Genomic DNA, 13,660 nt, shown 5'->3' with positions numbered 1-13,660 from the left:
GATGTGCACCGACCGGCCGTCGACGACCAGGCGGGCCGGGACGTCGTCCCAGGCTTCCGTGTCCAGGCCGACGCTCGCGACGGGGCCGAGGTGTTCGGTCAACGCCCTGACCAGGCCGGGAAGTTCGGCGCTGATGTCCCGTGAACGCGGCCACCACGCGCCGTCGAGCGCACCTTCGCGTGACCGGGTGGTCTCCAGGCGCAGCAGGGCTGTCCCCGGCTTCGCGGCCTGCTGGAACCGGTCCGGCAGAAGTCCCGGGAGCGTGGCACCGGTTTCGTCCGACATGGCTCGCCACCTGTCCGTGGACGCGGGCCGAGCCCGCTGAGCGAGGGCCGACCCTCAGGGCGCGGCCGCTCGGGCTGCCCCGACATCTCCACGGTACTCCGCCCGTGCCAGACCGATCCGGCCGCTCTGGTGAGCCGCGGCGGGGGTTCGGGCGTCTCAGCGCCACTCGATCAGGAACAGGGTCGCGTCGTCGCTCGTACGACCGCCCCGTTTCTCCTTCAGGACGTGGGAAAGCGCGCGCACCACGGCCCGTACCCCGTCCTGCGATCGCTCGACGCGGTTGACCCAGTCGATGAACTGTTCCTCCCCGAACTGCTCCCCGCCGGCCTCGCGCTCCTCGACCAGGCCGTCGGTGAAGCACAGGAGCCGGTCACCGTGCCGCCGTCCGGCGCCGCGCGAGGGCCGCTCACCCCTGGCGCCTTCGCGTGCGACGGGGCGGCCGTGCTCTGCCCGCGGCAAGACTCGGAGCCTCGTGTCTAGGAAGCGTCCTCGCCCCAGTCGATGCGTTCCACAGCATGCGGCGGGAACGACACCCGAGATCCGTCCTTCTGAGTAACGTGCACCCATCCGTGCTCGTCGATACGAATGATGCCCCCGACCGACTCGCCGAGCGCAACGCCGGGGCTGACGTATCCCGCCCCATGGGCCAGATGCACTGTTCCGGGGTTCGCCTCAAGGCTTGCCATGACCAAATTGTCCAGGTTTGAGCCCGGTCCCACCACCGGAGCCCCGTCATGCCCGCCCAAGGGGCCTGGACTCCTCCTCCGTGCCCTGGTCGGCCCGGGGCCAACTATCCGTTGCGCCCGCCCTTGCCGAGGGTCGGCCTTTCCGGGGCGGCCGAGGAACCGTCCCGGTGGCCCGACGAAACGGATGTGCCGCTGTGCGCGGTCGGACACGTCGGGTTGCTCGGTGCCGCCGCTGTCCTACACGTGGAACGGGACGGTCGTGACGACGACCTTCGGCAGGGGGCGCAGCGCTCTCCGTGGCCTGGCCGCGAGCCGGTTGTGCAGGAGGCGGTGGCGCCAGTGCCGTACGACGATCTCCGGGAGGATGACGGTCAGGGTGAGGTCCGGGCGCTGGTGGTGCAGCGACTCGATGTAGTTGACCAGCGGTGCGACGATCGCGCGATAGGGGAGAGGACGACGGCCGTGGAGGAGCGCGTTGCCGAGCAGGTTGGCCACCGCCCGCCGGAGCAGGTCGGGATCGGCGACCACGACGACCGGTTCGGTGTGGACGCTCACGTGGTGCTCGCCGGTTTCGATGTCGTCGACGACCACCTCGACGAGCTGGTCCAGGCGTAGCGGCTGGCCGGCCAGGGTGCCGACACCGGCCATCAGCCGGGCCCGGGTGAGCAGGCCGTCGATCAGGTCGCCCATCCGGGACGCCAGGCGCACGGTCCGTTCGAGCGCGGCGGTGCGGTGCTCGTCGCGGCGCAGCTGGGAGACCGCACCTCGACGACGTTGGAGTTCGGCTCGGTCATCTCGTCCCAGCATTTCTCGATCAGGTCGGCGCGGGGTACGGCCTGGTCCGCCCGGGCCGCGAGCAACTCCAATACGGCGAACTCCTTGCGGGTCAGCATCAGCAGCACGCCGTCCCGGTGCACCTGGCGGCGGGCGGTGTCGATCTCCAGGTCGGCGAACCGCTGCACCGCGGGCCGGACGGTGGCCGCCCGTCGGCACAGGCTGTGCACCCGGGCCGCCCTCATCAAATCCTCAGCTTCGCTCGGCAATCATCTGTGAGGTCACAGCGGAGCGAACCGGCAGGAGCCGAGCAGCGCGGCCGTTCGCCCGGGAGATACGTGGGCGGACCGGCACGCGGCGCCGTGAGACACCCCCGGGCGCGATCCCCCACGCGCCCGGGGACCGCCACCGGCCCGGCGGATGGAGCCCTCGGCCCAGCCGCCCCGGGCCGCCGAGGTGGTGCCGGTGCCGCTGATCACCGTGGGCGCCGTGCGCAACAACCCTGCCAAGTCCCTCTGGAGCACTCCCATGAAGCACCCGACGAGCAAGCGTGCCGGCCTGATCCTGGCCCTGGCCGCACTCGGCGTCACGGCACTTGCCGGATGCATCCCGGCGTACGGGGACACGGCTGCGGAGGGCGCCGGCACGGCGCCGACCGATTCCGCGCAGCAGAGCGCTTTGCAGACCTTCTACCGGCAGAAGCCGACCTGGACCACGTGCGGCGAGCTGCAGTGCGCCACGTTGACCGTCCCGGTGGACTACGCGCACCCGGAGACCGGCCAGACCTTCACCCTGCCGCTGGCCAGGTCCGTCACGGCGGACCCCGCCCGGCGCGTGGGCTCCCTGGTCTTCAACCCCGGCGGACCGGGCGAATCCGGGGTCGGGCAACTGAAGTCCGGCGGTCTCTCCTCCTTCAGCGAACGGGCGCGCGCCCGCTTCGACATCGTCAGTTTCGACCCGCGGGGCGTGGCCGGCAGCAAGCCGGCCATCGACTGCGGCTCCTCCGACTCCGCCGACCAGGACCAGCCCGAATCCGACTCCGCCTCGACGAGTGCGTATCCGAAGACCGCCGCCGAACGCAGCGCCGCGCTCGCGGACGCCGAGAAGCAGGCAGCCTCCTGCAAGGCCCGCAGCGGAGCCATCCTGCCGCACGTCGGGACACTGGACGCGGCCCGCGACCTGGACGTGCTGCGCGCGGCTCTCGGCGACGAGAAGCTCAGCTACCTCGGCTGGTCCTACGGCACCTACCTCGGCACCGTCTACGGCGAACTGTTCCCGCAACGGGTCCGCGCACTCGTCCTCGATGGCGCGGTCGACCCCTCACTCGACTGGTCCGCGGCCGCCCTCCAGCAGGGCAAAGCCTTCCGGAAGTCGGTGGACGACTACGCTCAGAAGTGCGTCACCGTGGTTCACGACGCCTGCCCCGCCACCACCCCGGACGGCATCCACAAGGTGATCACCGACCTGCACCGGCGGACGGCCAAGCACCCGCTGCGTATCAAGGGCACCACCGAGCGGCTCGACCAGAACATGCTGCTCGCCGCCCTCACCAAGTCGATGTACTCACCCGAGTCCCAGTGGCAGGAGCTATCGAAGGCGTTGCGCGCCGCGCGGGGCGGTGACGGGACGAAGCTCGCCGAGATCGCCAGCCCCGGCATATCCGCCCAGCCCGCCCAGGACGACAGCTCCGACCCGGGCAGCTCCGGCGAGCAGGGGCCCGACAACTCCTCCGTCGCCATCACCGCCGTCAACTGCCTCGACCAGCCACACCCGAGGGACCCACCGCCCTACTGGGAGCTGCTGGAGCGCGCCGACCAGGAGGCCGGAGTCTTCGGCACATCCGCCGTGCTCGCCGAACTCACCTGTAAGGACTGGCCGACCGGACAGCAGCAGCCGCACCGCGTGAACGCCAAGGGCCTGCCCCCGGCCCTGGTCGTCGGCACCACCGGCGACCCGGCCACGCCCTACCAGTGGTCGCAGGGCCTCGCCGACCAACTGCCCGGCGGCATGCTGCTCACCTTCAAGGGGACCGGTCACACCGCCTACGGCCGCAGCAACGCCTGCGTCAACGACGCCGTGGACGCCTACCTCATCGACCTCAAGCCGGTCCCGAGCGGGACGGCCTGCTGAACGGCCGGCACTCCCGTCGCGCCACCCTCGCCCCCGCTCACAGCTCGCACCACTGGAGACCTTCCACATGCCCATCGACATGTCCCTGGACTCCTTGCCCGCGTCAACGCTTTACCAGCCCCTGCAGCCCGACGATCCGGCCGAAGTAGGCGGCTACCGGCTGCACGCCCGGCTCGGAGCAGGCGGCATGGGGCGCGTCTACCTGTCCTACACACCCGGTGGACGGCCGGTGGCCCTCAAGACGGTCCGGCCGGAGTTCGCGCAGGACACGGAGTTCCGGTGGCGCTTCGCACAGGAGGTCACCAACGCCCGGCGGATCCATGGGCTGTACACCGCCCAGGTGATCGACTCCGGCGCGGACGACGACGTGCCCTGGCTGGCCACCGCGTACGTTCCGGGCCCGTCGCTGCAGCAGGTGGTCCGGGAACACGGTGCGCTACCGGTGCGCACGGTCCTGCTGTTGGTAGGCGGGATCGCGGAGGCGCTGCAGGCGATCCACGGCGCCGCGGTGGTGCACCGGGATCTCAAACCCGCCAACGTGCTGCTCGCGGCCGACGGTCCGCGCGTGATCGACTTCGGCATCGCCCGCGCGGCCGACGCCGTCGCGCTGACCGGCACCGGTTTCCGGATCGGTTCGCCCGCCTTCATGGCGCCCGAGCAGGCCCTTGGCCGGCCGGCCACGCCCGCGACGGACGTCTTCGCGCTGGGCTCGCTGGCGGCGTACACCGCCGGCGGCACCCAGCCGTTCGGCGAGGGACCGGAGACCACGGTGCTGTACCGGGTGGTGAACGAGCAGCCGGATCTCGGCCGTGTCCCGGGCAACCTGCACGCGCTGCTGCTGCGCTGTCTGGCCAAGCAGCCCGAGGAGCGGCCCACCCCTGCCGAGATCATCGAGGCCGCCCGCAACCACCCCGCCGCAGGCGGCGGGCTGCGCTTCGCCGACGACTGGCTGCCCACTCAGATCAGCACCGTCATCACCCGCCGCTCCGACCTGCCGCAGGACCTGCCCACCGCGATCTTTCCCCACGTCGTTGCCGTCCAGGCCCCGCCCGGCTCCTACGGAGCTCCACAGCCCCTGCCCGAGACGCCGACCGCCTTGCCACCGTCCCCACTGCCGACCGTTGGCGCCCCTGCGGTACCCGCGGTGGGCAAGCCCCGCCGCAACGGCCCGACCTGGACGACGGGGCTGCTGCTAACGGCACTGGTGGTGGCTCTCGGCGGCACGATCGGCGGAGTGCTCCTGTCCGACAAGCTCGACCGGATCCTCGCAGCCACGGGATGGACCGGCGACAGCCCGACGGCCGGTGACACCGGCCCGGACACACCGGCACCGGCGGCCGACGGCCCGACGCCGATCGACCCGGCGAGCCCGGCCACGTACACCGCTGCGTACACCGGCACGGTCATGACCGCACCCGACGACTCCTACGACTTCGACATCGAGACCGGCAAGTTGATCCCCGCGCTGTCCACCGAGTGGTCCGTAGGGCACAACGCCAAGGAGTTCCTGATCCCGACGGGAAGCGACGCCGCCATCACCCCCAGCGGGCGGCCAACCCCGGCCGATTGCTCGACGGCCATCGACCGGCATCCGGCGACGGCCCTCGACTTCAGTGACCTGCCGGCCGGCCGAGCCTTCTGCGTGCGATCGAGAAGCACTCACGCCATAGCGATCGTGCGGGTCATCTCCGTGACCGGCAACGGCCCGGTGAAGGTCTCGATGGACCATTACCGCAGCGACAGTTGACCTCCGCTCCATCCGGCGGCCGTCACCGGAGCATGAGCCGCGAACGCGGCGGGTGTCCATCGGAATGATGGAAGCGCCTCTTTGTGCGTGTCGCGGGGTGGTGGTCGCATGGTGGTCGCGCCCTGATCGGCCTGGGAACGTCGCCTGATGGCGAGCGGTGCCGGACAACTCGCCTTAGCCGGCCTGGAGTTGGGGCCGGATGGTCAAGCGTGGTGCTTCGCGGCCGGATGAGCCCGGCTCTCCCGAATGGGTGACCTGCCACCAACGAGTTGACCGCCGTCATGCGTGATCTTCCTTGCCGGCGACTGATCCGCGCAGATTTGTCCCGATTTATGAGTCTGGATCCTCGCCCACAGTTCTGTCGAGTGATCGTTTTGGTGCGACCACCGTGCGATCACCGGAGGCTGGGAGTGCTCGCTGAGCTGCTGTCGCGCCTTGAGAACGCGAGCAGGGCGGCCTTCAGCCGGAGCTTGCGCCGACGCCGGATACGGCGCCGTTCTTCCCGTTCCGGGTTGTCTGGGACATCCTGCCCGCCTTGTCCTTCCGGCCTCCCCCTTTGCCCGGCCTTCTCCGCCTCGTCGGCGGCCTTCTCCAGGGCGTTCATGGTGTCGGAGTCGAGGTGCATCCCGGCGGCGTCGTGGTGGGCCCGCACCCAGACCAGGACCCGCCACGAGGGTGAATCAAATACGCGCCCCAGGTCGTTGTCGACTCGGTGTAACTGGACGGAGGGCGATCGCCAAGCATATCTATTTGATTATGTGATCATAAGTGGCAATTCATTCGGAAATCACCCGTATGGATCGCTTGCAGATCTTTGATGTCGGCTAATATAAAGTCGAACCTCTTCCCTGGGAGAATGAGGGATGGGTCGTCGAAATCTACGATTCCTGCAACGGAAAGGGGGTGTCAGGTCGTCGGAGATCGACGATCGCGAACCTGCCATATTTCCTCAAAGAAATAGGCCTTTAGATGACACTGAACATCTCTGGCGTGCTTAACTGGCGCGCAATTTCGACTTGGGTCGCGACGGTCGTGTTCATCGTCGCTGCCGCAATCACGACATCGCTGCTGCCGGCTCATGCCATTGCCACGGCCGTTCCCTTGGGGACGGCGAGCAGCTTCGCGGTTCTGGGCGGCCAGTCCGTCACCAACACCGGTCCCTCCGCCATCACCGGAGACCTCGGAGTGAGCCCGGGTTCGTCAATCACCGGGTTTCCGCCTGGCCTGGTGAGCGGGGCCACTCACCAGGCGGATGCGGTCGCGCTTCAGGCCCAGAACGATCTGACCACGGCGTACAACAACGCCGCGAGCCAGGCCACGAATGTCACCCTCACCTCCCCTGGAGACCTCGGTGGCCTGACGCTTGTTCCGGGTGTCTATACCGCCTCGTCTTCCATCGGCCTCACGGGCACCCTCACGCTTGACGCGCAGGGCAACCCCAACGCCGTCTGGGTCTTCCAGGTCGGATCGACCCTGACGACGGCATCCGCCAGCCGTGTGCTCCTGATCAACGGTGCTGCGCCGTGCAACGTCTACTGGCAGATCGGAAGTTCTGCCACGCTGGGCACCAGCACCACCTTCGTGGGCAACATCCTGGCACTGACCTCGATCGGGCTTAACACCAGCGCGAGCATCGACGGCCGCGCGCTGGCCCGCAACGGCTCCGTGACGCTGGACACCAACCGGATCACCCTGCCCAGCTGCCCAGCGACCACCACTGGCGGTACAACTGCCGGTACTACCGCTGGCGGTACAACTGCCGGTACCACTGGCAGCACCACGGGCGGTCTCCTGGGCGGTGTGCTCGGCGGTGTGCTGACAACTGGTGGCACGACAAGCGGCCTCCTGGGTGGCGCGGTCGCCGGCAACACCACTGGTGGTACCACGACGGGTGGCATCACCGGCGCTACCACGGGCGGGAACCACGGCGAGCACGGTGACCATGGCGAGCACGGCGAGCACGGCGAGCACGGCGAGCACGGCGACCATGGCGAGCACGGCGAGCACGGCGACCATGGCGAGCACGGCGACCATGGCGAGCACGGCGACCATGGCGACCATGGCGAGCACGGCGAGCACGGGTGTTCTCCGTGCGACGACAAGTGGGGCGAGCCCATGAACTCGTAGCTGATTCAGAAAGCCAGGTGGGCATCACGACAGGCGGGCCATGAGCAGAGGCCCTCGCGCGTGAATGCGGTTCGGGCGTCCGGCCCTCAGGGGCTGCCCCGAGGCGCCCGCCCACTTGAGGAACGCAGGACTGGTGGCGCGCGGCGGACCGTTATGGATCCTGTCGCGCGCCCCAAGACGTTCAAGGCATGCAGAGTCGAGGGAGCCGGCACAGTGGTAAGGACGGGGACCAGTCGTGCGATGGGCGGCACAGAGTCCGTGAAGACGAAACAAGCGGGCCGCCAACCGGCCGACGATGGCATTCCCGTTGACGCAGTGCAGGGCGCCCAGCCGTCCGTCACGGAGCCCGGCGAGCAGCTTGCCGGCCTGTCAGGACTGTCGCGCCCGTTGGGGGCGGCCGCGGTCATCGCTGTGGCTCTGTGCCTGGCAACGTCCCTCGTCCACGTGTTTCTGGTATTTCTGTATGTAGCTCCCTCGAACCAACTGTCCCAGTACTACGACAGGCAGCTCAATGCGTGGATCTTCCCGTTGTTCGAGCAGAACTGGCGGCTGTTCGCACCGGACCCGGAGTCCGTGACCCGGCAGATTTCCGTGAGAACCGAGCGGACCTCAGCGGATGGTAACCGTGAGGTCAGTGACTGGTTCGACCTGACCGCCGTCGACGACTCCGACGTCGAGCACAACGTCTTCCCGAGTCATACAACGCAGAACATGCTGCGTCGATCCTGGATCGCTTATCTCGAAGCGTATGGAAGCGACGACCAGCCTCACTCCGAGCGGGCTGTGATGTTGCGGACGTACCTTCGCAATATTGCGGTGGAGCGACTCGCCGTCCATCAGAACGTTACGTATGAGGCCGTCCAGTTGCGGGTGATTACTACACCTATCGCGGCGCCCACCACGCCGGGCGGTCCGCGCCCGGCTGCACCAGCCTCGGTCGACACCAGGTATCTGCCCTGGTGGAAGGTGGAATCCAATGGAAACTGAGCAGGCTCCAGTTCCGACGCTCCCTCCGCGCCACACGGCCCTGCCGAACGGTGACGCAGACAGCCAACGGATGTTCCGCCGAATCGGCGCGCTCAGCAGCGCCGTGACCGATCGACCGATGTCCCTGTACGCGGCGGCAGTGCTGCGCATCGGGTACGGCCTGCTCTACCTGGCCTTCCTGCTGAGGGAGTTCCCGCACCGCGACGAGATCTGGGGTCCTGGTTCGCCGTGGACGCCCGCCCTGGCGAGGCAACTGTTCGATCAGACCGGCTGGTTCAGCATTCTTACCCTGTCTGACAGTCAGGCGTACTTCGAGATCTGCTATGCGATGGCTGTCGTCACGTCCGTACTGTTCGCCCTGGGCTGGCGAACCAGGATGGTGTCGATCCTGTTCGCGGTCGTGGTGACCTCGTTCCATGCGCGGGCCATCTTCATGACGGACGGGGGAGACAACCTCATCCTCCTCATGGCCATGTACCTCTCCTTGACTGCTTGCGGCCGCCGCTGGTCCCTCGACGCGCGGAGGACCCGCCTCGCGGCCCCAAGCAAGGCAGGGCACTCGGTGGCAGGTCCGAGAACGCCCAGCTTCCGGTTTCAACTCAGCGTCACACGCAAGCTATTGAGCACTGTGCTGCACAACTGTGCCATGGTCGTCATCGCGGCTCAGGTCTGCATCGTCTACGGATCCGCAGGCTTGTACAAGGCGCAGGGCGGCTCCTGGGAAAACGGGACTGCCCTCCACTACGTCATGAACCTCGACCTGTTCCGGCCCTGGCCCGCGTTGTCACTCATGGTGGACAGCCACCCCATCCTGATCGCCGTCACCACCTACATGACGGTGCTGTTGCAGGTGGCCTTCCCGTTCGTGCTGTTCGGCAGGCTGAAGTACATCGTCCTGACAATGCTGCTCGGGATGCACGTGGGCATCGCCGTTCTGATGGGACTTCCGCTCTTCTCCGGAGCCATGATCGTCGCTGATGCCGTATTCCTGCCGGACCGCTTCTACACATTCCTGGGACAACTGTGGCGGCGCACCTTTCAACGGGCAGCTGGCGCGGGAGCAGGGGAACCGTCCAGGAGGGAGAGCCCAGTCGTACCGGCGCAGCCCGGATCGGCCGGCTGAGGCCAAGATGTGCGAGGAACTGCTCCAGCCGTGGACGGAGACGAGATGAGCGGCGCGGCCGCCAGCACAGAACCGGTGCTGGCGTACGACGGGGACTGCGGCTTCTGCCAAGTCACGATCGATCGGATCCGCCGGCTGGCCGGTCCGCAGATCGAGGCCGTACCGTGGCAGGTTCTGCTCGGCTGGTTGCGTCTGCTGGCGCGGTCCTCCATGGCCAAGGACGTCGAGATACTCGTGCTGCGGCATCAGCTGGCCGTCCTCGCAGCGCAGCAGTCCGTCGGCCCGGGGCCAACTATCCGTTGCGCCCGCCCTTGCCGAGGATCGGCCTTTCCGGGGCGGCCGAGGAACCGTCCCGGTGGCCCGACGAAACGGATGTGCCACTGTGCGCGGTCGGACACGTCGGGTTGCTCGGTGGCGCCGCTGTCCTACACGTGGAACGGGACGGTCGTGACGACGACCTTCGGCAGGGGGCGCAGCGCTCTCCGTAGCCTGGCCGCGAGCCGGTTGTGCAGGAGGCGGTGGCGCCAGTGCCGTACGACGATCTCCGGGAGGATGACGGTCAGGGTGAGGTCCGGGCGCTGGTGGTGCAGCGACTCGATGTAGTTGACCAGTGGTGCGACGATCGCACGGTAGGGGGAGAGGACGATCTTCAGGGGTAGGTGGTCGCCCCACAGGTTCCAGTACTCGCGGAAGCGTTGGGCCTCGTCCGTGCTGGGGCTGATGTGGAGCGCGAGTACGGGCTGCTGGAGCGAGGCGGCGTAGGCGAGGGCGCGCATGCCGGCCTGGTCCAGTGTGGCGATCGGCACGATCGACAGGGGGTGGATCTCCTCCGGGGTTTCCTCGCTCTCCGCTTCTGCCGCGGTCTCCGCCTGTGACTCGGACTCGGACGGCGCCTCGGGCCGGCTGGCTCGTGGTTTGCCACTCCCCGGGCCCGGCGGTGTGATGGTGTGGCTGGGGACTTCGACGGCGTGGGGGTGCAGGGCGACTGCTGCGCGGACCGTGTCGTAGTGGTGCCGGATCCTTGTCGTCACCAGGATGAACAGTCCCACCGTGAGCACGGCGAACCAGGCGCCCTCGGTGAACTTGGTGATGCCGGCGGTGATGAGGACGACCGCCGAGAGCAGGGCGCCGGTGGCGTTGAAGGCCAGGCTCTTGCGCCAGTGGGGGTCGCGCAGGCGCCACCAGTGAACGACCATGCCGGTCTGCGACAGTGTGAAGGCGAGGAAGACGCCGACGGCATAGAGCGGGATCAGAGGGCCGGTCTTGCCGCCGAACGCCGCGTAGATCGCGGCCGCGGCGACCGAGAGCAGGATGATCCCGTTGCTGAAGGCCAGACGGTCGCCCAGTCGTAGGAAGATCCGCGGTGCCTGGCTGTCGCGGGCCAGCAGGAACAGGACGCGGGGGAAGTCGTTGTAGGCGGTGTTGGCCGCGAGGAGCAGGATCGCGGCGGTGGCAGCCTGGGTGAAGACGTAGAAGAAACCAGGGCCGAAGGTGCGATGGGCGAGCTGTGACAGCACCGTCTCGTTCGCACTGGGCACGACGCCGCCGAGATGGACCAGAGCGATCGTGCCCGCGAACAGCGCGACGAGCAGGCCGACCATCCAGGTCAGTGTCGTGCGGGCGTTGCGCCACTCGGTCGGCTGGAAGGCCGGCACGGCGTTGGAGATCGCCTCGATGCCGGTCATCGCCGTCGAACCCGAGGCGAAGGCACGCAGGACCAGGAGCAGGCTGACGCCCTCGGTCGCGGTCGGCTGTGGTGTCGCCGCCGGGTGGAAACCGCGGCCGGCCGCGTCGAACAGACCCACGGCGACGAGTGCCAGGACCGCGAGGACGAAGGCGTACGTCGGTGCGGCGAACAGCGCACCCGCCTGCCGCACACCGCGGAGGTTCCCGGCGAGTAGCACAGCGATCACGGCGACGCCGATCGGCACGATGTCGGGTTCGAGCGAGGGGATCGCCGAGGTGACCGCCGCCATCCCGGAGGCGATCGAGACCGCGACCGTGAGGATGTAGTCGGTCATCAGACCGGCAGCGGCCGCCAGCCCGGGAACGCGGCCCAGGTTGGCGGTGGCGACGATGTACGAACCACCGCCGTGCGGATAGGCGCGGATCGTCTGACGGTAGGACACCCCGACTGCGAGCATCAGGAACACGATCGTCACGGCGATCGGCACCGAGTACCGCAACCCGGCGGCACCGGCGAGGACGAGGACGGCCAGCATCGCCTCGGGTCCGTACGCGACCGAGGAGAGCGCGTCGGCGGACAGCACCGGCAACGCCACCAGCTTGCGCATCCGCTCGTGCGCGATCGCGGTGCTCCTCAGCGGAGCCCCGAGCACCACGTGCCGCACCCTGGAACCGGCCCGGCCGAGCCGGGAAGTCCGTGTGTCCTCGCCGGTCGCCTCAACCGCAGGCGGTCGTCCGCCAATCGTGGCGACCCGTACCAAACGGCCGAAGCGGACCGGAAGGATCTCCGAAGGAGCGGGATAACGACCGAGATCCGGATCCACCGGCAGCGCACGTCGCCACGCCTGCGGATCCCCGGCAACCCGACCCCACTCAAGCCCCACCCGGCGCAACACCCCGAGCTGCTCCGCGTCGAGCACCGACAGCAGGGCGTCGGGGCTCGGCGCGCCGCCCTCCTGCACGCCGTCCTTGCCACCTCGACCTGTATCCGACACGGCACACAGTGTTATGCATGGGTCCCCCGCCGGGGGCGAGGCGCACGCTGGGCTGCCTCGTGCTCGGACCGGAGGGGCGTGTGTCCCCCGCCTCTCCGGACACGGGTACCGGCCGGCCTGGTGCCTTCGTGCAGGGGCGGCCCGTCGGCACCCGGTTCCGGGCCGGCGGCCCCGACCCGGCACGTCGCAGGCACCTGCTTGCGAAGCGGTTCCCCGTACTGATCGGCAGACTGCCGGCGGGTCTCAGCGGTTGGAGGAGCGACCGCCGTGCCGGAACCGGGCGGCGGAGATGACCACGGCGATGACGAGTACGGCGATGCCGATGAACAGCAGGTAGATCAGGCCGTGGGTGACCACGCCGACGATTCCGAGCACGATCGCCACGATGATCAGGAACAGCACCAGTGCCATCTTCGGTCTCCTTGCGGTGCGTGGGCGGGTCCTATCGGCGTGCCAGGCGGCGTTCACCGCCCGCGCCCGGCGCGTAGTCCAGTTCGTAGTGGGCGAAGATCGCCGCCTCGTCCTCGGCCGGCAGTACGCCGTCGGTGCCGATCGCCGGCGCCTTCTTGACCTGGCTCCTGGGCCAGACGACCTGCAGATATCCCGGGCCGACCCGCGCGTCGGCGAGAGGAACGAAGACCAGGCGGCGGCGTGTGGGCAGCCCGATCGTGACGGTGGCGAACGCGGGTCGATCCGTCGCGGTGTCGACGTAGACGGACTCCAGGGTGCCGATCTTGTGGCGGTCGGCATCCACCACGTCGCGGCCGCGCCATTCCCGGATGTCAGCCGCTTCGAACATCAGCAACCTCCGATGTCGGTGGGCCTGCGGACAGACCTTGAAGGAGGCCGACGTGGTACTCGTGCTCTCCTGATCATCGTGGCGATCGTGCTCGGGCTGGTCGGCGTCGTCGGCAAGGGCTGCTCTACCTTCTGTTCATCGGCATCGTCGTACTGGCCGTCGCACTGGTCCTCCCAGTCGTCCGGTTCCGGCACGGAGGCCGGTCCGCGCACCCCCGGGCGACCGAGGCAACCGCCGCCGACGGTCTGCGGTTCGCCCGGAGCGGATCGCCGTCAGTACTCGGAGCCGCTTCGCAGGTAGGTGCCCGCGACCTGGAGCCAC

11 protein-coding genes and 2 pseudogenes are annotated in these 13,660 nt (G+C 68.8%); 5 read left to right on the top strand and 8 right to left on the bottom strand.

Features of this window, described 5'->3' with window-relative positions; translation table 11 throughout:
• The 5 genes and pseudogenes from ACZ3TI_RS39860 to ACZ3TI_RS39840 form a co-directional block, all read right to left on the bottom strand.
• Nucleotides 1-285: DUF5994 family protein (locus tag ACZ3TI_RS39860; RefSeq protein ID WP_465735331.1), on the bottom strand; the 285-nt coding region annotated here is incomplete at its 3' end.
• Nucleotides 286-441: 156 nt separating this feature from the next.
• Nucleotides 442-660 (bottom strand): annotated as a pseudogene (locus ACZ3TI_RS39855) (SpoIIE family protein phosphatase); the annotation flags it as partial.
• 101 nt (nt 661-761) lie between these two features.
• Nucleotides 762-971, bottom strand: coding sequence for a hypothetical protein (locus ACZ3TI_RS39850; RefSeq protein WP_396245695.1), 210 nt, complete (start codon nt 969-971; stop codon nt 762-764).
• Nucleotides 972-1,208: 237 nt separating this feature from the next.
• A pseudogene (locus ACZ3TI_RS39845) lies at nt 1,209-1,418 on the bottom strand (amino acid permease); the annotation flags it as partial.
• 230 nt (nt 1,419-1,648) lie between these two features.
• Complete coding sequence (locus ACZ3TI_RS39840; protein ID WP_465735329.1) at nt 1,649-1,990, bottom strand: winged helix-turn-helix domain-containing protein; 342 nt, start codon at nt 1,988-1,990, stop codon at nt 1,649-1,651.
• A 175-nt stretch (nt 1,991-2,165) separates the two neighbouring features.
• Between ACZ3TI_RS39840 and ACZ3TI_RS39835 the strand changes: the two genes are divergently transcribed.
• The 5 genes from ACZ3TI_RS39835 to ACZ3TI_RS39815 all read left to right on the top strand — a co-directional run bounded on the left by ACZ3TI_RS39835 (nt 2,166) and on the right by ACZ3TI_RS39815 (nt 9,859).
• Complete coding sequence (locus ACZ3TI_RS39835; RefSeq protein ID WP_465735327.1) at nt 2,166-3,875, top strand: alpha/beta hydrolase; 1,710 nt, start codon at nt 2,166-2,168, stop codon at nt 3,873-3,875.
• 67 nt (nt 3,876-3,942) lie between these two features.
• A complete protein-coding gene (locus ACZ3TI_RS39830) occupies nt 3,943-5,622 on the top strand; it encodes a serine/threonine-protein kinase (RefSeq protein WP_465735325.1) in 1,680 nt (559 codons plus the stop codon).
• 969 nt (nt 5,623-6,591) lie between these two features.
• Nucleotides 6,592-7,749 (top strand): ice-binding family protein, encoded by a 1,158-nt coding sequence (locus tag ACZ3TI_RS39825; RefSeq protein ID WP_465735323.1) that lies wholly within the window; start codon nt 6,592-6,594, stop codon nt 7,747-7,749.
• Between the two features lie 240 nt (nt 7,750-7,989).
• Nucleotides 7,990-8,736, top strand: a complete 747-nt coding sequence (locus ACZ3TI_RS39820; protein ID WP_465735321.1) for a DUF5819 family protein — start codon at nt 7,990-7,992, stop codon at nt 8,734-8,736.
• Nucleotides 8,737-8,806: 70 nt separating this feature from the next.
• Nucleotides 8,807-9,859 carry an HTTM domain-containing protein gene (locus tag ACZ3TI_RS39815; RefSeq protein ID WP_465735335.1) on the top strand — a complete coding sequence of 351 codons (1,053 nt, stop codon included), beginning with the start codon at nt 8,807-8,809 and terminating at the stop codon, nt 9,857-9,859.
• Between the two features lie 425 nt (nt 9,860-10,284).
• Here ACZ3TI_RS39815 and ACZ3TI_RS39810 read toward each other — a convergent pair whose 3' ends face one another.
• From ACZ3TI_RS39810 to ACZ3TI_RS39800, 3 genes are all read right to left on the bottom strand, one after another.
• Entirely contained in the window at nt 10,285-12,153 is a 1,869-nt protein-coding gene (locus ACZ3TI_RS39810) for an APC family permease (protein WP_465735333.1), read from the bottom strand.
• 630 nt (nt 12,154-12,783) lie between these two features.
• Nucleotides 12,784-12,951 carry a hypothetical protein gene (locus ACZ3TI_RS39805; protein ID WP_465735319.1) on the bottom strand — a complete coding sequence of 56 codons (168 nt, stop codon included), beginning with the start codon at nt 12,949-12,951 and terminating at the stop codon, nt 12,784-12,786.
• Nucleotides 12,952-12,982: 31 nt separating this feature from the next.
• Complete coding sequence (locus ACZ3TI_RS39800) at nt 12,983-13,339, bottom strand: PRC-barrel domain-containing protein (protein WP_465735317.1); 357 nt, start codon at nt 13,337-13,339, stop codon at nt 12,983-12,985.
• Nucleotides 13,340-13,660: the final 321 nt, after the last annotated feature.

The organism is Kitasatospora sp. NPDC023120 (genome assembly GCF_055560835.1).
This window is presented reverse-complemented; position numbering and strand designations above follow the sequence as displayed.